General features: G+C 71.6%; 26 protein-coding genes. 22 read left to right on the forward strand and 4 right to left on the reverse strand.

Features of this window, described 5'->3' with window-relative positions:
- Nucleotides 1–149 precede the first annotated feature (149 nt).
- The 10 genes from secY (at nt 150) to truA (ending at nt 7,627) form a co-directional block, all read left to right on the forward strand.
- Nucleotides 150–1,469, forward strand: a complete 1,320-nt coding sequence (gene secY / locus OO47_RS08560) for a preprotein translocase subunit SecY (RefSeq protein WP_030209014.1) — start codon at nt 150–152, stop codon at nt 1,467–1,469.
- Nucleotides 1,469–2,116, forward strand: a complete 648-nt coding sequence (locus OO47_RS08565) for an adenylate kinase (RefSeq protein ID WP_030209017.1) — start codon at nt 1,469–1,471, stop codon at nt 2,114–2,116. Before secY ends, OO47_RS08565 begins: the two co-directional genes overlap by 1 nt.
- A gap of 98 nt (nt 2,117–2,214) precedes the next feature.
- A complete protein-coding gene (map, locus tag OO47_RS08570) occupies nt 2,215–3,066 on the forward strand; it encodes a type I methionyl aminopeptidase (RefSeq protein WP_030209019.1) in 852 nt (283 codons plus the stop codon).
- Between the two features lie 347 nt (nt 3,067–3,413).
- A complete protein-coding gene (gene infA / locus OO47_RS08575; protein WP_003956442.1) occupies nt 3,414–3,635 on the forward strand; it encodes a translation initiation factor IF-1 in 222 nt (73 codons plus the stop codon).
- A gap of 63 nt (nt 3,636–3,698) precedes the next feature.
- Nucleotides 3,699–3,812 (forward strand): 50S ribosomal protein L36, encoded by a 114-nt coding sequence (gene rpmJ / locus OO47_RS08580; RefSeq protein WP_003956441.1) that lies wholly within the window; start codon nt 3,699–3,701, stop codon nt 3,810–3,812.
- Between the two features lie 189 nt (nt 3,813–4,001).
- Entirely contained in the window at nt 4,002–4,382 is a 381-nt protein-coding gene (gene rpsM / locus OO47_RS08585; protein ID WP_030209021.1) for a 30S ribosomal protein S13, read from the forward strand.
- A gap of 66 nt (nt 4,383–4,448) precedes the next feature.
- The gene (gene rpsK / locus OO47_RS08590) at nt 4,449–4,853 is read left to right on the forward strand and encodes a 30S ribosomal protein S11 (protein ID WP_003956432.1); all 405 of its coding nucleotides are present in this window, start codon (nt 4,449–4,451) and stop codon (nt 4,851–4,853) included.
- Between the two features lie 119 nt (nt 4,854–4,972).
- Entirely contained in the window at nt 4,973–5,995 is a 1,023-nt protein-coding gene (locus OO47_RS08595; RefSeq protein WP_030209023.1) for a DNA-directed RNA polymerase subunit alpha, read from the forward strand.
- Between the two features lie 202 nt (nt 5,996–6,197).
- Nucleotides 6,198–6,686 (forward strand): 50S ribosomal protein L17, encoded by a 489-nt coding sequence (gene rplQ, locus OO47_RS08600; RefSeq protein ID WP_030209025.1) that lies wholly within the window; start codon nt 6,198–6,200, stop codon nt 6,684–6,686.
- Nucleotides 6,687–6,769: 83 nt separating this feature from the next.
- The gene (gene truA, locus OO47_RS08605) at nt 6,770–7,627 is read left to right on the forward strand and encodes a tRNA pseudouridine(38-40) synthase TruA (protein ID WP_030209026.1); all 858 of its coding nucleotides are present in this window, start codon (nt 6,770–6,772) and stop codon (nt 7,625–7,627) included.
- Here truA and OO47_RS08610 read toward each other — a convergent pair.
- Nucleotides 7,598–8,659: a hypothetical protein gene (locus OO47_RS08610; protein WP_030209027.1), complete on the reverse strand. Its 1,062-nt coding sequence runs from the start codon at nt 8,657–8,659 to the stop codon at nt 7,598–7,600. The genes truA and OO47_RS08610 overlap by 30 nt on opposite strands.
- 47 nt (nt 8,660–8,706) lie before the next feature.
- Between OO47_RS08610 and OO47_RS08615 the strand changes: the two genes are divergently transcribed.
- From OO47_RS08615 to glmM, 4 genes are all read left to right on the forward strand, one after another.
- The gene (locus tag OO47_RS08615) at nt 8,707–10,338 is read left to right on the forward strand and encodes an ABC-F family ATP-binding cassette domain-containing protein (protein ID WP_033208444.1); all 1,632 of its coding nucleotides are present in this window, start codon (nt 8,707–8,709) and stop codon (nt 10,336–10,338) included.
- A 243-nt stretch (nt 10,339–10,581) separates the two neighbouring features.
- Nucleotides 10,582–11,025 (forward strand): 50S ribosomal protein L13, encoded by a 444-nt coding sequence (gene rplM, locus OO47_RS08620; protein WP_030209034.1) that lies wholly within the window; start codon nt 10,582–10,584, stop codon nt 11,023–11,025.
- Nucleotides 11,026–11,069: 44 nt separating this feature from the next.
- The gene (gene rpsI, locus OO47_RS08625; protein ID WP_015035601.1) at nt 11,070–11,582 is read left to right on the forward strand and encodes a 30S ribosomal protein S9; all 513 of its coding nucleotides are present in this window, start codon (nt 11,070–11,072) and stop codon (nt 11,580–11,582) included.
- Between the two features lie 114 nt (nt 11,583–11,696).
- Entirely contained in the window at nt 11,697–13,055 is a 1,359-nt protein-coding gene (gene glmM / locus OO47_RS08630; protein ID WP_030209041.1) for a phosphoglucosamine mutase, read from the forward strand.
- Nucleotides 13,056–13,140: 85 nt separating this feature from the next.
- Here glmM and OO47_RS08635 read toward each other — a convergent pair whose 3' ends face one another.
- Together OO47_RS08635 and coaA are read right to left on the reverse strand one after the other, a co-directional pair.
- The gene (locus OO47_RS08635) at nt 13,141–14,094 is read right to left on the reverse strand and encodes a DUF389 domain-containing protein (RefSeq protein ID WP_030209042.1); all 954 of its coding nucleotides are present in this window, start codon (nt 14,092–14,094) and stop codon (nt 13,141–13,143) included.
- A 2-nt stretch (nt 14,095–14,096) separates the two neighbouring features.
- Nucleotides 14,097–15,128, reverse strand: a complete 1,032-nt coding sequence (coaA, locus tag OO47_RS08640) for a type I pantothenate kinase (RefSeq protein WP_030209044.1) — start codon at nt 15,126–15,128, stop codon at nt 14,097–14,099.
- A gap of 173 nt (nt 15,129–15,301) precedes the next feature.
- Here coaA and OO47_RS08645 point away from each other — a divergent pair, with 173 nt between their 5' ends.
- The 8 genes from OO47_RS08645 to OO47_RS08680 all read left to right on the forward strand — a co-directional run bounded on the left by OO47_RS08645 (nt 15,302) and on the right by OO47_RS08680 (nt 23,451).
- On the forward strand, nt 15,302–16,075 hold the full coding sequence (locus tag OO47_RS08645; protein WP_030209046.1) for a hypothetical protein: 774 nt from the start codon (nt 15,302–15,304) through the stop codon (nt 16,073–16,075).
- Nucleotides 16,076–16,162: 87 nt separating this feature from the next.
- Nucleotides 16,163–18,010 carry a glutamine--fructose-6-phosphate transaminase (isomerizing) gene (gene glmS, locus OO47_RS08650; protein ID WP_030209048.1) on the forward strand — a complete coding sequence of 616 codons (1,848 nt, stop codon included), beginning with the start codon at nt 16,163–16,165 and terminating at the stop codon, nt 18,008–18,010.
- Nucleotides 18,011–18,067: 57 nt separating this feature from the next.
- Nucleotides 18,068–18,436: a holo-ACP synthase gene (locus OO47_RS08655; RefSeq protein ID WP_030209052.1), complete on the forward strand. Its 369-nt coding sequence runs from the start codon at nt 18,068–18,070 to the stop codon at nt 18,434–18,436.
- 219 nt (nt 18,437–18,655) lie between these two features.
- Nucleotides 18,656–20,107 carry a bifunctional ADP-dependent NAD(P)H-hydrate dehydratase/NAD(P)H-hydrate epimerase gene (locus OO47_RS08660; RefSeq protein ID WP_030209055.1) on the forward strand — a complete coding sequence of 484 codons (1,452 nt, stop codon included), beginning with the start codon at nt 18,656–18,658 and terminating at the stop codon, nt 20,105–20,107.
- 94 nt (nt 20,108–20,201) lie between these two features.
- Nucleotides 20,202–21,350: an alanine racemase gene (gene alr / locus OO47_RS08665; protein WP_030209059.1), complete on the forward strand. Its 1,149-nt coding sequence runs from the start codon at nt 20,202–20,204 to the stop codon at nt 21,348–21,350.
- Nucleotides 21,351–21,362: 12 nt separating this feature from the next.
- On the forward strand, nt 21,363–22,571 hold the full coding sequence (locus OO47_RS08670; RefSeq protein ID WP_030209061.1) for an alpha/beta fold hydrolase: 1,209 nt from the start codon (nt 21,363–21,365) through the stop codon (nt 22,569–22,571).
- A gap of 9 nt (nt 22,572–22,580) precedes the next feature.
- Complete coding sequence (gene tsaE / locus OO47_RS08675; protein WP_030209066.1) at nt 22,581–23,129, forward strand: tRNA (adenosine(37)-N6)-threonylcarbamoyltransferase complex ATPase subunit type 1 TsaE; 549 nt, start codon at nt 22,581–22,583, stop codon at nt 23,127–23,129.
- A gap of 139 nt (nt 23,130–23,268) precedes the next feature.
- On the forward strand, nt 23,269–23,451 hold the full coding sequence (locus OO47_RS08680) for a hypothetical protein (protein ID WP_033208446.1): 183 nt from the start codon (nt 23,269–23,271) through the stop codon (nt 23,449–23,451).
- Between the two features lie 84 nt (nt 23,452–23,535).
- On the opposite strand, the gene OO47_RS08685 is transcribed toward OO47_RS08680, so the two are convergent.
- A complete protein-coding gene (locus OO47_RS08685; protein ID WP_030209069.1) occupies nt 23,536–24,078 on the reverse strand; it encodes a L,D-transpeptidase in 543 nt (180 codons plus the stop codon).
- Nucleotides 24,079–24,087 lie beyond the last annotated feature (9 nt).

Here is a 24,087-nt window from a genome sequence, read left to right on the forward strand (position 1 = left end):
TCCTAGGGGGGCATGGTCGCCGGTAAGGTGGCGTGCACTGTCCAGGCTCCATGCGGTATGCCCGCACGGAGCCGACGACTGAATCATCTATTCGTCGAACCTCAAGACCGTCACCCTTGACGCATAGCGCGGGGGTCGCAGGAGGCACCGTGCTCACCGCGTTCGCCCGGGCGTTCAAGACGCCCGACCTGCGCAAGAAGCTGCTCTTCACGCTCGGCATCGTCGTGCTGTACCGGCTCGGGGCCCACGTCCCCGTGCCCGGCGTCAGCTACGAGGCCGTCCAGCAGTGTGTCAAGCAGGCCAGCGAGGGCAACAACAGCCTGTTCGGCCTGGTCAACATGTTCAGTGGCGGGGCGCTGCTGCAGATCACCATCTTCGCGCTCGGCATCATGCCGTACATCACGGCGAGCATCATCCTGCAGCTGCTGACCGTCGTGATCCCGCGCCTCGAAGCCCTCAAGAAGGAGGGGCAGTCCGGTACCGCGAAGATCACGCAGTACACCCGGTACCTGACGATCGCCCTCGCCATCCTCCAGGGCACCGGCCTCGTCGCCACCGCCAAGAGCGGCGCGCTCTTCAGCGGCTGCATCGTCGCCGACCAGGTCGTGCCCGACCAGTCGATCTTCACCATCGCCGTCATGGTCCTCACCATGACCGCCGGTACGGCCCTCGTCATGTGGCTCGGTGAGCTCATCACCGACCGCGGCATCGGCAACGGCATGTCGATCCTGATGTTCATCTCGATCGCCGCCGGCTTCCCGGGCGCCCTGTGGGCCATCAAGGAGAGCGGCACCCTGGCCGACGGCTGGATCGAGTTCGGCGTCGTCATCCTCATCGGCTTCGTGATGGTGGCCCTCGTGGTCTTCGTCGAGCAGGCCCAGCGGCGCATCCCGGTCCAGTACGCGAAGCGCATGATCGGCCGGCGCTCCTACGGCGGTACGTCCACGTACATCCCGCTGAAGGTGAACCAGGCAGGTGTGATTCCTGTCATCTTCGCGTCGTCGCTGCTCTACATTCCGGCGCTCGTGGCGCAGTTCTCCAGCTCCACCGCCGGCTGGAAGACCTGGATCGAAGCCCACTTCGTCAAGGGTGACCACCCGTACTACATCGCCGTGTACTTCCTCCTGATCGTGTTCTTCGCCTTCTTCTACGTGGCGATCTCGTTCAACCCCGAGGAAGTCGCCGACAACATGAAGAAGTATGGTGGCTTCATCCCGGGTATCCGGGCCGGTCGACCTACTGCCGAGTACCTGAGCTACGTGCTCAACAGGATCACTTGGCCGGGCTCGCTGTACTTGGGTCTGATCGCTCTCGTGCCGACGATGGCGTTGGCAGGCTTCGGTGGCGCCAATGCCAACTTCCCCTTCGGCGGGACGAGCATCCTCATCATCGTGGGTGTGGGGCTGGAGACCGTGAAGCAGATCGAGAGCCAGCTCCAGCAGCGCAATTACGAAGGGTTCCTCCGCTGATGCGAATCGTCCTCGTCGGACCGCCCGGTGCGGGCAAGGGCACGCAGGCCGCGTTCCTTGCCAAGAACCTGGACATCCCGCACATCTCCACGGGTGATCTGTTCCGTGCCAACATCTCGCAGGGCACGGAGCTGGGACTCAAGGCCAAGGCGTTCATGGACGCAGGTGACCTGGTGCCCGACGAGGTGACCATCGGGATGGCCAAGGACCGGATGGAGCAGCCGGACGCCGCCAACGGCTTCCTGCTCGACGGCTTCCCCCGCAACGTGGCCCAGGCCGAGGCGCTCGACGCCGTCCTGAAGGCCGAGGGCATGGAGCTGGACGCGGTCCTGGACCTGGAGGTCCCCGAGGACGAGGTCGTGAAGCGGATCGCGGGCCGCCGCATCTGCCGCAAGGACAGCGCGCACGTCTTCCACGTGACGTACAACGCGCCGAAGACCGAGGGCGTCTGCGACGTCTGCGGCGGCGAGCTCTACCAGCGCGACGACGACTCCGAGGAGACGGTCCGCCGTCGCCTGGAGGTCTACCACACGCAGACCGAGCCGATCATCGACTACTACCGGGCGCAGAACCTGGTCGTGACGATCTCGGCGCTCGGCAAGGTGGACGAGGTCACCGCCAAGGCGATGGACGCGCTCAAGAAGTAACCCCGGTTCGTTCGACACGGCCGCGGTGCCCCTCGGGGGCGCCGCGGCCGTATCGTTGTTCCGTCCCCTTTTTTGCCGATGGAAAGGCCCCGGCCACGATGGTGCAGATCAAGACCCCCGAGCAGATCGCGAAGATGCGCGAGGCGGGGCTGGTCGTCGCCGCCATCCACGCGGCGACCCGCGAGGCGGCCGTGCCGGGCGCCACGACCCGGGACCTGGACGAGGTCGCGCGCAAGGTGATCGCCGACCACGGGGCGAAGTCGAACTTCCTCGGGTACGGCGGGTTCCCCGCGACGATCTGCACCTCGGTGAACGAGGTCGTCGTCCACGGCATCCCCGACGACAAGACCGTCCTGAAGGACGGCGACATCATCTCGATCGACTGCGGCGCGATCGTGGACGGCTGGCACGGCGACGCGGCGTACACGGCCTTCGTGGGCACGGGCCACGCCCCGGAGCTGGTCGAGCTCTCCCGGGTGACCGAGGAGTCGATGTGGGCCGGCATCGCGGCCATGAAGACCGGCAACCGGCTGGTGGACGTCTCCCGGGCGATCGAGACCTACATCAAGCGGCAGCCGCGCCCCGCGGTCGGCGACCACAGCCTGGGCCGGTACGGGATCATCGAGGACTACGGCGGCCACGGCATCGGCACCGAGATGCACATGGACCCGCACCTGCTGAACTACGTCTCCCGCAAGCGCGGCAAGGGCCCGAAGCTGGTCCCCGGCTTCTGCCTGGCCATCGAGCCGATGGTCTCCCTCGGCACCCCCCGCACGGAGGTCCTGGAGGACGACTGGACGGTCATCACCACCGACGGCACCTGGTCCTCCCACTGGGAGCACAGCGTGGCGGTGACGGAGGAGGGCCCGCTGGTCCTGACGGCGGTCGACGGCGGGAAGGCGAAGCTGGCGGAGCTGGGGGTCACGGCGGCTCCGGATCCGCTGGCCTGACGGGGGCGGTGCCCCCGCGTCCGCCGGTCGGAGGCCGGCGCAGCCCCTCGAAGCTTGTGAGGCGCCCTGGCGCCGAGCCCGCGAGAGGGGCGTCGGGGGTGGGACGGCGGGAAGGCGAAGCTGGCGGAGCTGGGGGTCACGGCGGCTCCGGATCCGTTGGCCCAGGCCTGGAAGGTACGCATTTTCTACGGCGTGGCGGCTTGCGTAAGGATCATTTCAGGTGGGCAGACTTCCCGATTCGTCTTTTCCCGGGCCCTGACGTAGACTGATGCGTCGGCTCTCGTGTACCCGTGTGTCCGCACGCGGCGGCGAAAGTCGATCAAGGTAGCCGATTCGAAAGGCGAAGCGTGGCCAAGAAGCAAGGTGCCATCGAGATCGAGGGCACCGTGATCGAGTCCCTCCCGAACGCCATGTTCAAGGTGGAGCTCCAGAACGGTCACAAGGTCCTCGCGCACATCTCCGGCAAGATGCGGATGCACTACATCCGTATCCTCCCGGACGACCGGGTCGTCGTGGAGCTCTCTCCGTACGACCTGACGCGTGGCCGGATCGTCTACCGCTACAAGTAGATCTTGCCCGCACCCCGCCTCCGCGCGCGGGTGGTGGCACTGACCCGGAGAACCTCACATCCCATGAAGGTCAAGCCGAGCGTCAAGAAGATCTGCGACAAGTGCAAGGTGATCCGCCGTCACGGCCGGGTCATGGTCATCTGCGACAACCTGCGCCACAAGCAGCGCCAGGGCTGACGCACGCCGACCGACCTGCATCTCGCAGTTCTTCGCGCGACGCATAGCAACACGTACATACGCAGAGCCCGTCCGACCGCGTCCCGCGGTTGACGGCACCTCCGGCGGGGGCCGGGGACCCGACCTGTACCTCATACGGCAGCCGGGAACGGTTCTGCAGCAGACCCCCGAGAACACAGGAGCCATTGAATGGCACGCGTTTCCGGTGTTGACATCCCGCGCGAAAAGCGTGTGGTGGTCGCACTCACCTACGTCTTCGGCATCGGGCGCACCCGGTCCGAGGAGATTCTCGCCGCGACCGGCGTGAACCCGTCCACCCGTGTCCGCGACCTGGCCGAGGAAGACCTCGTCAAGATCCGCGAGTACGTGGACGCCAACCTCCGTACCGAGGGTGACCTCCGCCGTGAGATCGCCGCCGACATCCGCCGCAAGGTCGAGATCGGCTGCTACCAGGGCCTCCGCCACCGTCGTGGCCTGCCCGTCCGCGGTCAGCGCACCAGCACGAACGCCCGTACCCGCAAGGGCCCGCGTCGCGCCATCGCCGGCAAGAAGAAGCCGGGCAAGAAGTAGTCCTCAGCGGACGCTTGACCAAGCGGTCTTCGCTGTAGGACCGACCACCTCCCGTAGGAGTTATAGATGCCCCCCAAGGGTCGTCAGGGCGCTGCCAAGAAGGTGCGCCGCAAGGAAAAGAAGAACGTCGCTCACGGCCACGCGCACATCAAGAGCACGTTCAACAACACGATCGTCTCGATCACGGACCCCTCGGGCAACGTGATCTCCTGGGCCTCCGCCGGCCACGTCGGCTTCAAGGGCTCGCGCAAGTCCACCCCCTTCGCCGCGCAGATGGCCGCCGAGTCGGCCGCCCGCCGCGCGCAGGAGCACGGCATGCGCAAGGTCGACGTCTTCGTCAAGGGTCCCGGCTCCGGCCGTGAGACCGCGATCCGCTCCCTCCAGGCCACCGGTCTCGAGGTCGGCTCGATCCAGGACGTCACCCCCACGCCGCACAACGGCTGCCGTCCCCCCAAGCGCCGCCGCGTCTGACGTACGGCTGCTTGGATTCAGGACCTCGGGCGGTACGGCTCTTCGGGGCCGTGCCGCCCGTACCCTTGCAGTACGAGTCGGACGTCAAATAGTGGGCGTCCACGACTGAAGGACACAACATGCTTATCGCTCAGCGTCCGTCGCTGACCGAAGAGGTCGTCGACGAGTTCCGCTCCCGGTTCGTGATCGAGCCGCTGGAGCCGGGCTTCGGCTACACCCTCGGCAACTCCCTCCGCCGTACCCTCCTCTCCTCGATCCCGGGTGCCGCCGTCACCAGCATCCGCATCGACGGGGTCCTGCACGAGTTCACCACCGTGCCGGGCGTCAAGGAGGACGTCACCGACCTCATCCTGAACATCAAGCAGCTGGTCGTCTCCTCGGAGCACGACGAGCCGGTCGTGATGTACCTGCGCAAGCAGGGCCCGGGTCTGGTCACCGCCGCCGACATCGCGCCCCCGGCCGGTGTCGAGGTGCACAACCCCGACCTCGTCCTGGCGACCCTGAACGCCAAGGGCAAGCTGGAGATGGAGCTGACCGTCGAGCGCGGTCGCGGCTACGTCTCCGCCGTGCAGAACAAGCAGGCGGGCCAGGAGATCGGCCGCATCCCGGTCGACTCCATCTACTCGCCGGTGCTCAAGGTCACGTACAAGGTCGAGGCGACCCGTGTCGAGCAGCGCACCGACTTCGACAAGCTGATCGTCGACGTCGAGACCAAGCAGGCCATGCGCCCGCGCGACGCCATGGCGTCCGCCGGCAAGACCCTGGTCGAGCTGTTCGGCCTGGCGCGCGAGCTCAACATCGACGCCGAGGGCATCGACATGGGCCCGTCCCCGACGGACGCCGCCCTGGCCGCCGACCTGGCGCTGCCGATCGAGGAGCTGGAGCTCACGGTCCGCTCGTACAACTGCCTCAAGCGCGAGGGCATCCACTCCGTGGGCGAGCTCGTGGCGCGCTCCGAGGCGGACCTGCTCGACATCCGCAACTTCGGTGCGAAGTCGATCGACGAGGTCAAGGCGAAGCTGGCCGGCATGGGCCTGGCGCTCAAGGACAGCCCGCCCGGGTTCGACCCGACCGCCGCGGCCGACGCCTTCGGCGCCGACGACGACGCGGACGCCGGGTTCGTCGAGACCGAGCAGTACTGAGAACTCGGACCTCACGGCCCGTACCCGGCCGCGGGTGAGCTGTGCTTGATCGCGCTCACACGGCGGAGCCGTACATCGGCTCCGCCCCGCGCCCCTTCCGGGCGCCTCCACGAGGCCTTCCGGATCTCCGACGGGTGACCGCCCGCTCGGACACTGACATCGGTACCTCATACGGCCGGTGCAGATCACAAGGAGAAACACCATGCCGCGTCCCGCGAAGGGTGCCCGCCTCGGCGGTTCCGCCGCGCACGAGAAGCTGCTCCTCGCCAACCTGGCGAAGTCGCTGTTCGAGCACGGCCGCATCACCACGACCGAGGCCAAGGCCCGTCGCCTGCGTCCGGTCGCCGAGCGCCTGATCACCAAGGCGAAGAAGGGCGACATCCACAACCGTCGCCTGGTGCTGCAGACGATCACCGACAAGGGCATCGTCCACACCCTCTTCACCGAGATCGCCCCGCGTTACTCGGAGCGTCCGGGTGGCTACACCCGCATCACCAAGATCGGCAACCGTCGTGGCGACAACGCCCCGATGGCCGTGATCGAGCTGGTCGAGGGCGAGATCGCCAAGAAGGCGACCGTCGCCGAGGCCGAGGCCGCCACCAAGCGCGCCGTCAAGGAGGCCGACGAGGCCCCCAAGGCCGAGGAGACCAAGGCCGACGAGGCTCCGGCCGAGGAGTCGAAGGACGCGTAAGCGTTTTCCGGCTGTTTTCGTGTGCGGGCCCGTACCCCTCGTGGGTGCGGGCCCGTTCCCGTGTGTCTGAGAGGATCTTCCGCGTGAGCGACGACGTGCAGGACGGTTTCGTACGGGTCCGGCTGGACCTTTCGTACGACGGCAGGGACTTCTCCGGCTGGGCCAAGCAGGCCCACGGGCAGCGGACCGTCCAGGGGGACGTCGAGGACGCCCTGCGGACCGTGACCCGGTCCAAGGAGACGTACGAGCTGACCGTCGCCGGCCGGACCGACGCCGGGGTCCACGCGCGCGGCCAGGTCGCCCACGTCGACCTGCCCGTGGAGCTGTGGGAGGAGCACCGCGACAAGCTGCTGCGGCGGCTCGCGGGCCGCCTCGCGCACGACGTGCGGGTCTGGTCCCTGACCGAGGCCCCCAGCGGCTTCAACGCCCGTTTCTCGGCGATCTGGCGCCGCTACGCCTACCGCGTCACCGACGACCCCGGCGGCGTCGACCCGCTGCTGCGCGGACACGTGCTCTGGCACGACTGGGCCCTCGACGTGGACGCCATGAACGAGGCCGCCGCCGCGCTCGTCGGCGAGCACGACTTCGCCGCGTACTGCAAGAGGCGCGAGGGCGCCACCACCATCCGCACCCTCCAGGAGCTGCGCTGGGAGCGGCGGCCCGACGGCGTCCTCGAAGCGACCGTGAAGGCGGACGCCTTCTGCCACAACATGGTCCGCTCGCTCGTCGGCGCGCTGCTCTTCGTCGGCGACGGGCACCGGCCGGTGGACTGGCCGGGCAAGGTGCTCGCGGCCGGCGTCCGGGACTCGGCCGTGCACGTCGTGCGGCCGCACGGCCTCACCCTCGAAGAGGTCGGCTACCCGGCCGACGAACTGCTCGCCGCCCGCAACCGGGAGGCGCGCAACAAGCGGTCACTGCCCGGGAGCGCCGGCTGCTGCTGAGGCCTGGGACTTGCCGCGGGCGTAGATCTGGTTGAAGGCGAAGGTGCCCAGGTCGTCGCTGGAGCGGAAGACGCCCTGGTCGGCGGTGGTGACCTTCTTGCCGTTGGTGAAGCCGGCCTGGGTGAAGTACGCGTAGCGGCCGATCGCGTTCGACCGGCGCAGGCAGACCGTGGCGCGGCAGAAGTCGCCCACGCCCGCGCCGGCCAGGGGCGCGATGCCGCCGGTGGCCTGGTCCTTCGCCTTGAGGGCCGCGGCCTCGGAGGGGAAGACGGCGACGCCGACGGTGACCGCCACGCCGTCCCTGACGTAGGTCGCCCGGAGCACCTTCTGGCAGCCGTTCCCCTTCAGGACGCTGCCGAGGCCGCCCTGGGTGACGGCCGCGCAGTTCGTCGTGGCGGAGGTCGCGCCCTTCTTGTACGGGCGTCCGCTCATGGTCAGCCTCTTGCCCGGGAAGAGGCCCTCGGCGGTGAGCGGGGCCTTGTCCTTCTTCGGGTCCGAGATGTAGTCCTTCGGGTTCGGCGGGGGCGGGGGCGCCACCGAGGAGAAGGTCGGTTCGGGGGTGGGTGCCTCCGTGGGGGAGGCGGAGACGGTGGGGGCCCCGCCGCCGTTCCCGGCGGTCTCGTCCTTCTTGCCGGTGGCCACCACGGCGGTGGCGACGACCGCGCCGACGACCAGGGCGGCCAGGACCCCGCCGCCGATCATCAGCAGGCGCTTGCGGCGGGCGCGGGAGGCCGAGGCGTCGGCCAGGGCGCTCCAGTCGGGGGTGGGGCCGCCGCTGTCCAGGGGGCCGGGGGCCGGGGTGCCCGGGAAGGGGGCCGGTGCGCTGCCGTCCTGGGGACCGGAGTACGGGCCGGGGTATCCGTAGCCGCCCTGGGGGCCGGGGTATCCGTAGCCGCCCGCCCCCTGCCCGTACCCCTGCCCCTGGTCTCCGTGGCCGCCGGGCCGCTGCCCGTACCCCTGCGGTCCGCCGTACCCCTGCCCCTGCCCCTGCTGCTGCGGCTCCTGCGGCCACTGCGGTCCCCCAAAGCTCATGCCGCGCATCCTAAACCGGTTGGGCCGGGCCGACGCGGGCGGTGACAATGCACTCCATGGGACACGTCGAGGCCGCACATCTTGAGTACTACCTTCCCGACGGGAGGGTCCTGCTCGCGGACGCCTCCTTCCGGGTGGGGGAGGGGGCCGTCGTCGCCCTCGTCGGGGCCAACGGCGCCGGCAAGACCACGCTCCTCCGGATGATCTCCGGGGAGCTCCAGCCGCACGGCGGCTCCGTCACCGTCAGCGGTGGCCTCGGAGTGATGCCGCAGTTCGTCGGCTCCGTACGGGACGGCTCGACCGTCCGCGACCTGCTCGTCTCCGTCGCGCAGCCCCGCATCCGGGAGGCCGCGAAGGCGGTGGACGAGGCCGAGCACCTGATCATGACCGTCGATGACGAGGCCGCGCAGATGGCGTACGCGCAGGCGCTCTCCGACTGGGCCGAGGTGCAGGGGTACGAGGCCGAGACCCTGTGGGACATCTGCACCACGGCCGCGCTCGGCGTCCCGTACGAGAAGGCGCAGTTCCGGGAGGCCCGGTCGCTCTCCGGCGGCGAGCAGAAACGCCTCGTGCTCGAAGCGCTGCTGCGCGGCCCCGACGAGGTGCTGCTCCTGGACGAGCCGGACAACTACCTCGACGTGCCCGGCAAGCGGTGGCTGGAGGAACGGCTGCGGGAGACCCGCAAGACCGTGCTCTTCATCTCCCACGACCGGGAGCTGCTGTCCCGGGCCGCGCAGAAGATCGTCGCTGTCGAGCCCGGCCCGGGCGGTTCGGACGTGTGGGTGCACGGCGGCGGCTTCGACACCTTCCACGAGGCGCGGCGCGAGCGGTTCGCGCGCTTCGAGGAGCTGAAGCGGCGCTGGGAGGAGAAGCACGCCCAGCTGAAGAAGCTCGTGGTGAACCTGCGGCAGGCGGCCTCGGTCAGCCACGAGATGGCCTCGCGGTACGCGGCGGCGCAGACCCGGCTGCGGAAGTTCGAGGAGGCCGGGCCGCCGCCGGAGCCGCCGCGCGAGCAGGACATCAAGATGCGGCTGCGCGGGGGACGGACCGGGGTGCGGGCCGTGACCTGCGAGAACCTGGAGCTGACCGGGCTGATGAAGCCGTTCTCCCTGGAGGTCTTCTACGGGGAGCGGGTCGCCGTCCTCGGCTCGAACGGCTCCGGCAAGTCGCACTTCCTGCGGCTGCTCGCCGGGGACGAGTCGGTCGCGCACACCGGGACGTGGAAGCTGGGCGCCCGGGTCGTGCCCGGCCACTTCGCGCAGACCCACGCCCACCCGGAGCTGGCCGGGCGCCCGCTCGTGGACATCCTGTGGACCGAACACTCCAAGGACCGGGGCGGGGCGATGTCCGTGCTGCGCCGGTACGAGCTGGAGCGCCAGGGCGACCAGCCCTTCGACAAGCTCTCGGGCGGGCAGCAGGCCCGGTTCCAGATCCTGCTGCTCGAACTGGCGGGGACGACGGCGCTGCTCCTGGACGAGCCGACGGACAACCTGGACCTGGAGTCGGCCGAGGCGCTCCAGGACGGTCTGGAGGCGTACGAGGGGACGGTGTTGGCCGTCACGCACGACCGCTGGTTCGCGAAGAGCTTCGACCGTTACCTGGTCTTCGGCTCGGACGGGGTCGTACGGGAGACGTCGGAACCGGTGTGGGACGAGCGGCGGGTGGAGCGGGCGCGGTAGGGGGCGCTGTAAGGGGATGCGGCGGGGCCCGCGCGTTTTGACCCGTCCGGGGTGGCGCGGGTACTGTTGCGGTTTGTTATGCGCAGTGGCTTCGTCGTTCTCACGCGAAGGGCCTCGCGCAAGTTCCCTGGAGCAGTTACCAGTGGCTCGCATACGGGCGGCGTCCCGGCAGTGCAGGCCCCAGCTGCATGATCGCTTCAGGTGTGTCTGGACTCCATCCACTGAAGAAGCGAAGGCTACGAAGTGCGTACGTACAGCCCCAAGCCCGGCGATGTCACTCGCCAGTGGCACATCATCGACGCGCAGGACGTTGTCCTGGGCCGTCTGGCGACCACGGCCGCGAACCTCCTGCGAGGCAAGCACAAGCCGGTGTACGCCCCCCACATGGACATGGGCGACTTCGTCATCATCATCAACGCCGACAAGGTCCACCTGTCCGGCAACAAGAAGACCCAGAAGCTGGCGTACCGCCACTCCGGCTTCCCGGGCGGTCTGCGCTCCGTCCGCTACGACGAGCTGCTGGACAAGAACCCCGAGAAGGCCGTCGAGAAGGCCATCAAGGGCATGATCCCCAAGAACTCCCTGGGCCGTCAGATGCTCTCGAAGCTGAAGGTCTACGCGGGCGAGAACCACCCGCACGCTGCCCAGCAGCCGGTTCCGTTCGAGATCACCCAGGTCGCGCAGTAATTCCGGCCACACCCCCTAAGAACGAAAGAAATCTGAGGAGCATCGTGGCCGAGACCACCCCCGAGACCCCCGTCGACGAGTTCGAGGGCGTCGAGGAGTACACCACCGAGACCGAGCTCGTCGAGGGTGAGTACACCTCCGAGTCGCTCGCGTCCCGCTTCGGCGACCCGCAGCCGGCCGCCGGCCTGGGCCGTCGCAAGAACGCCATCGCCCGCGTCCGGATCGTTCCGGGCACCGGCAAGTGGAAGATCAACGGTCGCACCCTTGAGGACTACTTCCCCAACAAGGTGCACCAGCAGGAAGTCAACGAGCCCTTCAAGGTGCTCGAGCTCGACAACCGCTACGACGTCATCGCCCGCATCGCGGGTGGCGGCGTCTCCGGCCAGGCCGGCGCCCTGCGCCTCGGCGTGGCCCGTGCGCTGAACGAGGCGGACGTCGAGAACAACCGCCCGGCGCTGAAGAAGGCCGGCTTCCTCTCCCGCGACGACCGTGCGGTCGAGCGCAAGAAGGCCGGTCTCAAGAAGGCCCGCAAGGCTCCGCAGTACAGCAAGCGCTAATCGCCTGCTCGGTCTGCATTCCGTACGCCCCGGCGGCACTGCCCGTGCCGTCGGGGCGTACGTTTTTTCATACGCTCTTTCATCACCCCGGGCACGTATTTTCGGAGGACAGCTGTGGGACGACTCTTCGGCACGGACGGCGTACGCGGCGTCGCCAACGCGGATCTGACGGCTGAGCTGGCGCTCGGCCTCTCCGTCGCGGCGGCGCACGTGCTCGCCGAGGCGGGCACCTTCGAGGGGCATCGGCCGACCGCCGTGGTCGGGCGCGACCCGCGCGCGTCCGGAGAGTTCCTGGAGGCCGCCGTCGTGGCCGGCCTCGCCAGCGCCGGCGTCGACGTGCTGCGCGTCGGCGTCCTGCCCACCCCGGCCGTGGCCCACCTCACCGGCGTCCTCGGCGCCGACCTCGGCGTGATGCTCTCCGCGAGCCACAACGCCATGCCCGACAACGGCATCAAGTTCTTCGCGCGCGGCGGCCACAAGCTGGCCGACGAACTGGAGGACAGGATCGAAGCCGTGTACGAGGAGCACCGCACGGGCGCCCCCTGGGACCGTCCGACCGGGGCCGGCGTCGGCCGCGTCCGCGACTACGACGAGGGCTTCGACACGTACGTCGCCCACCTCGTCGCGGTCCTCCCCAACCGCCTCGACGGTCTGAAGGTCGTCCTGGACGAGGCCCACGGCGCCGCCTCCCGCGTCTCGCCCGAGGCCTTCTCGCGGGCCGGTGCCGAGGTCGTCACCATCGGCGCCCGGCCGGACGGCCTCAACATCAACGACGGCTGCGGCTCCACCCACCTCGACCTGCTCCGGGCCGCCGTCGTCGAGCACGGCGCCGACCTGGGCATCGCGCACGACGGCGACGCCGACCGCTGCCTCGCCGTGGACGCGGCGGGCAACGAGGTCGACGGCGACCAGATCCTCGCCGTGCTCGCCCTCGCCATGCGCGAGGCCGGCACCCTGCGCGGCGACACGGTCGTCGCGACCGTCATGTCCAACCTGGGCTTCAAGCTCGCCATGGAGCGCGAGGGCCTGAACCTCGTCCAGACGGCGGTCGGCGACCGCTACGTCCTGGAGGCCATGAAGGAGCACGGCTTCGCGCTCGGCGGCGAGCAGTCGGGCCACGTCATCGTGCTCGACCACGCCACCACCGGCGACGGCACCCTCACCGGCCTCATGCTGGCCGCCCGGGTCGCCGCCACCGGCAAGTCCCTCGCGGAGCTCGCCGGGGTGATGGAGCGGCTGCCGCAGGTCCTCATCAACGTGAAGGACGTCGACAAGTCGCGCGTCACCACCTCCGCCGACCTGGCCGCCGCCGTCACCGAGGCCGAGCGCGAGCTGGGCTCCACCGGCCGGGTGCTGCTCCGCTCCTCGGGCACCGAGCCGCTGGTCCGCGTCATGGTCGAGGCCGCCGACATCGAGCAGGCCCGCTCGGTCGCGCAGCGCCTCGCGGACGTCGTGAAGTCCGCTCTGGGCTAGCCTTCCCGAGGCACCGTCATGCGGGGACGGCCCCGCCGCACCGGACTCCGGTACGGCGGGGCCCTCTCCGTTTCACAGGGTCCCGTCAGCGGCCCTTGCGCGACGTGCGGCGCCAGCGGCCGCGCTGGGTGCGCCAGAGCAGCTTCTGGCCGTACAGCGTCAGCACCCCGGCCAGCATGATCCCGAGCAGGTTGAGCAGCAGCTGCTCGATCGAGCCCCACATCTGACCCAGGTCGCCGTAGGCGAGCGCCACCGCCGCGTTCGCGCCCGCCGGGACCGTCGTCACCGAGATCGCCACGCCCACCAGGGCCCCGGACTTCGCCGAGGTCAGCGAGAGCACGCCCGCCGCGCCCGCGAGCAGCGCCACGACGAAGGAGAACGGGTCCGGCTGCCAGATGAAGCTGGTGTTGGGCCGCTCCGCATCCAGCCGGTCCCGGCTGAACAGGTCGAACGCGTCCATCCCCAGGCTGAACAGCGTCGTGGCCGCGATCGCCACGGCGAAGCCGACGAGCAGCGCGATCAGCGAGCGCGCCGCGAGCCTCGGAGCGCGTCGCACCATCGCCGTACAGACGCCGGCGAGCGGGCCGAACTCGGGTCCGACGGCCATGGCGCCGACGATGAGGACCGCGTTGTCCAGGACGACGCCGCAGGCCGCGATCATCGTGGCCAGGGCCATGAACGCGACGTACGTGACCGAGAGCGTGGATTCCTCGTGCGTCGCGCCCGTCAGCTGTTCCCAGATGACCGCGTCGGCGGGCTCGCCCGGGGCCTCCTTCTCGGCGGTGACCGCCCGCTCGGAGAGGGTGAGGCCGATGTCGTCGACGGCGATCGAACCGACCTGGTCGATCCGCAGCCCGCGCAGGCCCTTGAGGAGCTCGTCGCCCGCCTCGCGGGCCACGTCGCACAGCACCACGTCCCCGGCGGGGGACCGGGCCGCGCCGGGGAGGACCACCAGGTGCGTGGTGCCCACCGTCGACTCGATGAGCTCGGTCACGGCCGGGGTGGTCCCGCTCGGGACGATCATCCGGAGATGCAGCATCCTCAGAGCTTACGGAGGCTCAGCTTCTGCACCTTGTGGTCGGGGCCCTTGCGGACGACGAGGGTGGCCCGGCCGCGGGTGGGCGCCACGTTCTCCAGGAGGTTGACCTTGTTGACGGTCCGCCACATGGTGCGGGCGTAGTCGAAGGCCTCCTCCTCGGAGACCTGGGTGTAGCGGCGGAAGTACGAGGAGGGGTCCTGGAACGCGGTGTCGCGCAGCTTGCGGAAGCGGTTCAGGTACCAGCGCTCGATGTCCTCCGGCCGCGCGTCCACGTACACCGAGAAGTCGAAGTAGTCGGCGAGGCCGACGCGGGTCCGGCCGTCCTTGCCGGGCAGGGCCGGCTGGAGGACGTTCAGACCCTCCACGATCAGGATGTCCGGGCGGCGCACCACCAGCCGCTCGCCGGGCACCCGGTCGTAGATCAGGTGCGAGTAGACCGGGGCCGTGACCTCGTCCTTGCCCGCCTTGATGTCCGCGACGAACCGGGTCAGGGCCCGGCGGTCGTACGACTCGGGGAAGCCCTTGCGGGACATCAGGCCGCGCGCCTTCAGCTCCTCCATCGGGTAGAGGAAGGCGTCCGTGGTCACCAGCTCCACGCGCGGGTGCTCCGGCCAGCGGGCGAGGAGCGCCTGGAGGAGGCGGGAGACGGTGGACTTGCCGACGGCGACCGAGCCGGCCACCCCTATGACGAAGGGGGTGCCGCGCTGCTCGGCGCTCTCGCCGAGGAAGGTGTTCAGGGCGCCGCGCAGACCGCTGGTGGCCTGCACGTACAGGTTGAGCAGCCGGGACAGCGGCAGGTAGACGTCCCGCACCTCGTCGAGGTCGATGACGTCCCCGAGGCCGCGGAGCCGTTCGACCTCCTCGGCGGTGAGGGGCAGCGGCGTCTTGTCGCGCAGGGCGCTCCACTCGGCCCGGGTGAGGTCGACGTACGGGGTCGCCTCGGACGGACGGCGGTGTCCGTTTCCGTGGCGGGGGCCCTGGGGCCCGCCCCCGGGGCCGTCCCCGTGGGCGCTTCGTGGCGGCGAAGTGATCACACCGCCATTGTCGGGGGTCGGGGGCGGCCGCGGGTGGTGGGGTCGGTCACGCGGCGAAAGGATTGGACGAGGCCGGGTCCGTGGGCAATCATGCGGGGGCCGCGTGGGCTCCTGATCGCACGCGGGGGGAGCCGCCCTCGGGCGGCACGAAGAGAAGCAGAGAGTCACCACGCATGCGTACGTCCATCCGAAACGCCGCCGTCGCCGCGACCGCCGTCTCGCTCGCCCTGCTCGCCACGGCCTGTGGCGGCGGGGAGAGCGGCGACAAGGGCAAGGACGCCGGGAAGGGCTCGGCGGCGCCGAGCGCCTCCGCCACCTCCGAGGCCCCCGCGGCCAAGGCGCTCTCCGACGCCGAGCTGGAGAAGCTGATCGTCGAGAAGGCCGACCTCAAGGGCTACCAGGTCCAGAAGACCGAGGCCGGCGACGTCGTCCCGGCGTCCGAGGTCGTCACCGAGAAGCCCGGCTGCGCCCCGATCGCCCACGCGATGTCCTTCATCTCGCCCGGCTCGCCCGCCGCGTCGGCCGAGCGCCAGGTGCTCGCGGAGCCGAAGAAGGACGCCACGGCCGACCCGGAGGATGCGCTCCTCGGGGCGCTCGGCGTCGAGATGAGCGCGGTGGTGCTCGGCTCGTACGACGGGCAGGGCGCCCAGGAGGCCCTGGCCTCGGTGAAGAAGGCCGGCGCCGACTGCGCCGGCGGCTTCACGGTCTCCCACAAGTCGGAGAAGAACAAGGTCCTGAAGGTCGTCCCGGAGAGCTTCACCGCCGGTGAGGAGGCGGCCTCCTTCACCCTCACCAGCGACCTGGAGGGCGAGACGCTGATCAGCAAGCTCGTCGTCCTGCGCCAGGGCAACACGCTCGCGTCCTTCTCGACCGTCAGCTTCGGCCCGGGCGGGGTCAAGGCGTTCCCGAAGGCCGTCATCGACGCGCAGGTGAAGAAGCTGGGCTGACGCCCCGGCAGGACCCCCGTCCGCCCCGCCGGACGGAGCCCGTGTCGGCTCCGTCCGGTGGGGTGGATTCCGCCGTAGTCTTCCGGCATGTGCGGAATCGTGGGATACGTCGGCGGTCAGTCGGCGCTTGATGTGGTGGTCGCGGGCCTCAAGCGGCTCGAATACCGGGGCTACGACTCGGCCGGTGTCGCGGTGCTCTCCGACGGGGGGCTCGCCGCGGCGAAGCGGGCGGGGAAGCTCGTCAACCTGGAGAAGGAGCTGGGCGAGCGGCCGCTGCCCGGCGGAGCCGTGGGGATCGGGCACACCCGCTGGGCCACCCACGGCGGTCCGACCGACGCCAACGCGCACCCGCACCTGGACAACGCCGGGCGGGTCGCCGTCGTCCACAACGGCATCATCGAGAACTTCGCCGTGCTGCGCGAGGAGCTGGCCGGGCGCGGTCACGACCTGACGTCCGAGACGGACACCGAGGTCGTCGCGCACCTGCTCGCCGAGGAGTTCTCCTCCACCGGCGACCTGGCCGAGTCCATGCGGCTCGTGTGCCGGCGGCTCGACGGGGCGTTCACCCTGGTCGCCGTGCACGCCGACCAGCCGGACACCGTCGTCGGCGCCCGCCGCAACTCCCCGCTCGTCGTCGGCGTCGGCGAGGGCGAGAACTTCCTCGCCTCCGACGTCTCCGCCTTCATCGCCCACACCCGCTCCGCGATCGAGCTGGGCCAGGACCAGGTGGTCGAGCTGACCCGGGACGGCGTCACCGTCACCGACTTCGACGGGACGCCCGCCGACGTGCGGGCCTACCACGTCGACTGGGACGCCTCCGCCGCCGAGAAGGGCGGCTACGACCACTTCATGCTCAAGGAGATCGCCGAGCAGCCCAAGGCCGTCGCCGACACCCTCCTCGGCCGGATCGACGCCTCCGGGCGGCTCACCCTGGACGAGGTGCGCATCCCCGACACCGTGCTCCGCGAGGCCGACAAGATCGTCGTCGTCGCGTGCGGCACCGCCTTCCACGCCGGGCTCATCGCCAAGTACGCCATCGAGCACTGGACCCGCATCCCCTGCGAGGTCGAGCTGGCCAGCGAGTTCCGCTACCGGGACCCGATCCTCGGCCCGCGCACCCTGGTGATCGCGATCTCCCAGTCCGGCGAGACGATGGACACCCTGATGGCGCTGCGGCACGCGCGCGAGCAGGGCGCGAAGGTCCTCGCCGTCTGCAACACCAACGGCTCCACCATCCCGCGCGAGTCCGACGCCGTGCTCTACACGCACGCCGGGCCCGAGGTCGCCGTCGCCTCCACCAAGGCCTTCCTGACCCAGCTCGTCGCCTGCTACCTGCTCGCGCTCCACCTCGGGCAGGTCCGCGGCACCCAGTGGGGCGACGAGGTCCTCGCCGTCGTGCGCGAGCTCGCCCGGATCGGCGAGGAGGTCGAGCGCGTCCTGGAGACGATGGAGCCCGTACGGGCCCTCGCCCGCTCCCTCGCCCACAAGGACACCGTCCTCTTCCTCGGCCGTCACGTCGGCTACCCGGTGGCCCTGGAGGGCGCCCTGAAGCTCAAGGAACTGGCGTACATGCACGCCGAGGGCTTCGCCGCGGGCGAGCTCAAGCACGGGCCGATCGCCCTCATCGAGGAGGACCTGCCGGTCGTGGTCGTGGTCCCCTCGCCGGAGGGCCGCTCCGTCCTCCACGACAAGATCGTCTCCAACATCCAGGAGATCAGGGCGCGCGGCGCCCGCACGATCGTGATCGCGGAGGAGGGCGACGAGACGGTCGTCCCGTACGCCGACCACCTCGTCCGCGTCCCCGCCACGCCTACGCTGCTCCAGCCGCTGGTCGCCACGGTGCCGCTCCAGGTCTTCGCCTGCGAGCTCGCCACCGCGCGGGGCAACGAGGTCGACCAGCCGCGCAACCTGGCCAAGTCCGTGACCGTGGAGTGAATGGGCTCGGGGGCGAGCGGGACCGTGGAGTGAGCGGGACAGGGGAGTGAGCGGGAAATGATCATCGGGGTGGGGATCGACGTGGCGGAGATCGACCGGTTCGCCGCGTCGGTCGAACGGACGCCGGGGCTGCTGCGGCGCCTCTTCGTCGAGGGCGAGCTGTGCCTTCCGAGCGGCGAGCGGCGCGGGATCGCCTCGCTCGCCGTGCGGTTCGCCGCGAAGGAGGCCCTGGCGAAGGCGCTCGGCGCACCGGCCGGGCTGCACTGGACGGACGCAGAGGTGTACGTCGAGGAGAGCGGGCAGCCGCGCCTGCGGGTCCGGGGGACGGTGGAGGCCCGTGCGGCGGAGCTGGGCGTGAAGCACTGGCACGTGTCGCTGAGCCATGACGCGGGGGTGGCGTCGGCGGTGGTGATCGCGGAGGGGTGAGCGGTACGACCCGGGGCCCGGCCGCTTCCGAACGGCCGGGCCCCGAGTCGTGTGGCGCGCGCGGCCGCCAGGGCCGGCGACGGGATGTGTGTGCCGCGCGCGTGCGGAGTGGTGTGACGCCATCCGACTTACTTAGGTAAGGCTAAGCTAAGTTACATGGCGAGGGGTGTCAACCCCGCCTCCCGGCGGACGTCCCGGGTCTGCGGCAGACTGCTGGGCATGCGTACCGCTCACCGCGTGGAGACCGTCCGGGCCGCCGAGGCCGCCCTCATGGCCCGCCTCCCGGAGGGCGCCCTCATGGGCAGGGCCGCCGCCGGACTCGCCGCCGCCTGCTGCTCGCTGCTCGGGAAGGGACGGGTGTACGGGGCCCGGGTCGTCCTCCTCGTCGGCACCGGCGACAACGGCGGCGACGCGCTGTACGCCGGGGCCCGGCTCGCCCGGCGCGGCGCGGGCGTGACCGCCGTGCTGCTCGGCGCGCGCGCCCACGCGGGCGGGCTCGCGGCGCTCCGGGCGGCGGGCGGGCGGATCGCGGACGACCCCTTCGAGCCGCTGGCCGGCGCCGACCTCGTCCTCGACGGGATCACCGGCATCGGCGGGCGCGGCGGGCTGCGGCCCGACGCCGTACCCGTCGCGCGGGCCGCGCGCGGCTCCGACGCGGTCGTGGTCGCCGTCGACCTGCCGAGCGGCGTCGACGCCGACACCGGGGAGGTCGCCGGGGAGGCGCTGCGGGCCGACGTGACGGTCACCTTCGGGACGTACAAGCCGGGGCTGCTCGTCGACCCGGCACACGCGTACGCGGGCGCGCTGCGGCTCGTGGACATCGGGCTCGACGCGGTCCTGCCGGGGGTGCCGGACCTGGAGGCGCTCCAGCACGAGGACGTGGCGCGGCTGCTGCCGGTGCCGGGCGCCGAGAGCGACAAGTACCGGCGCGGGGTCGTCGGCGTCGTTGCCGGCTCCGAGCGCTACCCCGGCGCCGCCGTCCTCGCCGTGACCGGGGCGCTGCGGGGCGGGGCGGGGGCCGTGCGGTACGTCGGGGCCGGCGGGGACGCGGTGCTCGCCGCGCACCCCGAGACCCTGGTGCACCCCTGGCCGCCGCGGAAGGCCGGACGGGTCCAGGCCTGGGTCGTCGGACCGGGCCTCGGGGAGGAGGCCGGGGCGCGGGAGGCGGTCGCGGAGGTCCTCGCCTCGGACGTGCCGGTCCTGGTCGACGCGGACGGGCTGCGGGGCCTCGACCCGGCGGTCGTACGGGGCCGGGGCGCGCCCACGCTCCTCACCCCGCACGCGGGCGAGGCGGCGGCGCTGCTCTCCGTCCCCCGGGAGGAGGTCGAGGCGGGGCGGCTCGCGGCGGTCCGGGAGCTGGCGGACCGCTTCGGCGCGACGGTCCTCCTCAAGGGCTCCACGACGCTGGTGCACGGGGGCGCCGGCCGTCCCGTACGGGTGAACCCGACCGGGACGTCCTGGCTCGCCACCGCCGGGAGCGGCGACATCCTCTCCGGCCTGGCGGGCTCGCTGCTCGCGGCGGGCCTGCCGCCCGTCGACGCGGCCTCCTGCGCGGCCTACCTCCACGGCCTCGCGGCCCGCCGCGCCTCGTCGGGCACGGCTCCGGTGACGGCGACGGAGGTGGCGGGGGCGTTGCGGGGGGCGTGGCAGGACGTGACGGCACCGTCGTAGGGCGGCCGCCCGGGCGCGGTGTCGCCCGTAAGGGTGATCGGCGCTACAGCCCGGGGAAGCGGTGTCGGGGGCGGCACCTGAGAGACTGGGCGCGATGACTGAGACACCGCCGCCCCGCAGAGCCCGCGCCGAGATCGACCTCGGCGCGCTGCGTGCGAACGTCCGCACGCTGCGCGCCCGCGTCGCCCCCCACGTCCGGATCATGGCCGTGGTCAAGGCCGACGCGTACGGACACGGCGCCCTGCGCTGTGCCCGGGCCGCCTTGGAGGCGGGGGCGGACTGGCTCGGCACGGCCACCCCGCACGAGGCGCTCGCGCTGCGGGCCGCCGGGATCACGGACGTCCCCGTCATGTGCTGGCTCTGGACCCCCGGCGACCCCTGGGACCGGGGCATCGAGGCCGGGCTCGACATGTCCGTCAGCGGACTGTGGGCCCTGCGGGAGGTCGTCGCGGCCGCCCGCGCCACCGGGAGGAGCGCGCGCGTCCAGCTCAAGGCCGACACCGGGCTCGGCCGCAACGGCTGCCAGCCCGCCGACTGGCCCGAGTTGGTCGGGGAGGCGCTGAAGGCCGAGGCCGAGGGCCTCCTCAAGGTCACCGGACTCTGGTCGCACTTCGCCTGCGCCGACGAGCCCCACCACCCCTCCATCGCCGCCCAGCTCGACGTCTTCCGTTCGATGCTCGACCACGCCGAGAAGGCCGGCGTCGAGCCCGAGGTCCGGCACATCGCCAACTCGCCGGCCACCCTCACCCTCCCCGAGGCCCACTTCGACCTCGTCCGGCCCGGCATCGCCGTCTACGGCATCTCGCCCAGCCCCGAACTCGGCACCTCCGCCGAACTCGGCCTGCGGCCCGTCATGTCCCTCAAGGCGAGCGTCGCCCTCGTCAAGCGGGTCCCGGCCGGGCACGGCGTCAGCTACGGCCACCACTACGTCACCGAGGGCGAGACCACCCTCGGACTCGTGCCGCTCGGATACGCCGACGGCGTCCCCCGGCACGCCTCCGGCCGCGGCCCCGTCCTCGTCGGGGACGCGGTCCGCACGATCGCCGGCCGCGTCGCCATGGACCAGTTCGTGCTCGACCTCGGCGGGGAGACCCCCGAGCCCGGCACCGAGGCCGTGCTCTTCGGCCCCGGCGACCGGGGCGAACCGACCGCCGAGGACTGGGCGGTGGCCGCCGACACCATCGCGTACGAGATCGTCACCCGGATCGGGGCACGCGTCCCGCGCGTCTACCCGGGCGAATGAGAGGAAGCGTCCGTGGGGGAGTCCAGTAGCGGCGGCACCTGGCGCCGCGCCGGTTTCGCCGGCGCCGCGATAGGCGTCCTGGCGGCCGGAGCCGCCGCCGGGGTCGCCGTCGAACGGCTCACCGTCGGCCGTTCCGTACGCCGGAAGGCGCGGCTCGCCCTGGACTCCACCGGCCCCTACGGCGGACTCCGCGGCACCCCCGGCCGTGCCCTCGCCGACGACGGGACCGTTCTCTACTACGAGGTCGACGAGGTCGACGAGATCGACGGGGGTGGCGAGGGCGGTGACGGCGCCGAGGCCCCCGCCCGGCTCCGGCGGCTCTTCGGGCGCCGCGAACCCGCCCCCGTCACCGTCGTCTTCAGCCACGGCTACTGCCTCAACCAGGACTCCTGGCACTTCCAGCGGGCCGCCCTGCGCGGTCTCGTACGGACCGTCCACTGGGACCAGCGCAGCCACGGGCGCTCGGGACAGGGCGTCACCCAGGCGGGACCCGGCGCCGTCCCCGTCTCCATCGACCGGCTCGGCCGCGACCTCAAGGCCGTCGTCGACGCCGCCGCCCCCGACGGCCCCCTCGTCCTCGTCGGGCACTCCATGGGCGGCATGACGGTGATGGCGTTCGCCGAGCAGTACCCGGAGCTGACGCGCGAGCGCGTCGCCGGCGTCGCCTTCGTCGGCACCTCGGCCGGAAAGCTGCACGAGGTGACGTACGGACTGCCCGTCCTGGGCGTCAACGCCGTCCGGCGGGTCCTCCCGGGCGTCCTGCGGACCCTCGGCGCCCAGGCGGAGCTGGTCGAGCGCGGCCGCCGGGCGACGGCCGACCTCTTCGCCGGGCTCGTCAAGAAGTACTCGTTCGCCTCGAAGGACGTGGACCCGGCGGTCGCCCGCTTCGCCGAGCGGATGATCGAGTCCACCCCCATCGACGTGGTCGCCGCCTTCTACCCGGCCTTCGCGGAGCACGACAAGTCCGCCTCCCTGCCCGCCCTCCGCGACCTGCCGGTGCTCGCGCTCGCCGGGGACCGCGACCTCGTCACCCCCAGCTCCCACACCGAGGCCATCGCCGCCCTGCTCCCCGACGCCGAGCTGGTGATCGTCCCGGACGGGGGCCACCTGGTGATGCTGGAGCACCCGGAGGCCGTCACCGACCGCCTCGCCGACCTGCTCGTACGGGCCGGAGCCGGGCCGGAGGCGACGACGGCGAGGACGGAGCCCGGAAAAAGCTAGATTGGCGGTATGGAAGCAGCGCACCCGTCCGTACCCTCCACCCCCTCCGTCCCCTCCGCGCCCGGCGACGCCACGCCCGTCTCCGAGGCCGCCCTCTCCGTCGACTCCCCGGAGCGGATGCAGGAGCTGGGCCGCCGGCTCGCGAAGATCCTGCGCCCCGGCGACCTCGTCATGCTCACCGGTGAACTCGGCGCCGGGAAGACCACCCTCACCCGCGGCCTCGGCGAGGGGCTCGGGGTGCGCGGCGCCGTCACCTCGCCGACCTTCGTCATCGCCCGCGTCCACCCGTCCCTGGTCGGCGGCCCGGCCCTGGTCCACGTCGACGCGTACCGCCTCGGCGGCGGGCTGGACGAGATGGAGGACCTCGACCTGGACGTGTCGCTGCCCGAGTCCGTGGTGGTCGTGGAGTGGGGCGACGGCAAGGTCGAGGAGCTGACCGACGACCGGCTGCACCTGCTGATCCACCGCGTCACCGGCGACACCGACGACGACCGGCGCACGGTCGTGCTGCGCGGCGTCGGGGAGCGCTGGACGGGGGAGGACCTGGGCGCGCTCTGAAACCCCCGCACACGCGCTTTCCGGCCCGCGCCCACGTATGTTCCGACAACGTGTCGGCAAAATGTTGCGTGGGCCGCGCGCGCCGTGGTCCCATGGACGCACGAGCTGGTTAGGTGTACCTAACCTACGGGAGGCAGGCATGGCGACGCCGGAGCGCGCGGAACCCGGTCGGGAGCACGTCACGATGAGCGAGCTGCTGGCGTCCTGCGCGGCCGCCCGCACCCTCTCGACCCCGCCGAGACCGCAGGCCGAGGACGACGCGCGGGAGCGGGACGCCGCCGCGTACGACCGGTACGGGCGGGCGGAGGACGAGGCCGCCTAGCCTCTGACGGGGCCGCCTGGCTCCTGACGGGGCCGCCCAGCCTCTGACGGGGCCGCCCGGGCGCCGCTTCGAGCCACGCGCGGGTCAGGGGACGACGACGACCTTCGTGCCGATCACCGCGAACGTCCACAGCGCGTTCCCGTCGGCGCGCTTCATGCGGACGCCGCCGGTCCTCTTCGCCGGGTCCGGCTCCGGCAGCGAGCCGTCCACCGCCGCGCTGAAGCCGATCGCCACGTCCTGGGCCGTCGCGAACCGCACCACGTGCTCGATCTGCACCCCGTCCGAGCCGCGCACCGTGCCCGACCGCGAGGTCACCGCGTACGAGCCGGGCGGCGGGGACACCGTGCTCGGCACCACCGTGAAGGTGCGGGTGGCCTTGCCGCCGTCATCCACCAGCCACACCCGGCGGTCGGCCAGGCCGTACACCACCCGCTCCCCGGTGCCCGAGCCCGCCGGTACGGCGAGGGGGTCGCGGACCGGCTGCTTCGGGCCGCCGCTCGGGGAGGTCGAGGGGGCCGCCGTGCTCGGGGCCTTCGGCTCGGCCGAGAGGTCCGCCGGGACGTTCGCGGAGGCCTGGTAGGCGAGGAAACAGACCGCGGCGACCGCCGCCGCCGTGAGCCCGGCCACGAATCCCGA

Origin of the sequence: Streptomyces bikiniensis (assembly GCF_000716625.1) — a bacterium.
Taxonomy (GTDB): domain Bacteria; phylum Actinomycetota; class Actinomycetes; order Streptomycetales; family Streptomycetaceae; genus Streptomyces; species Streptomyces bikiniensis.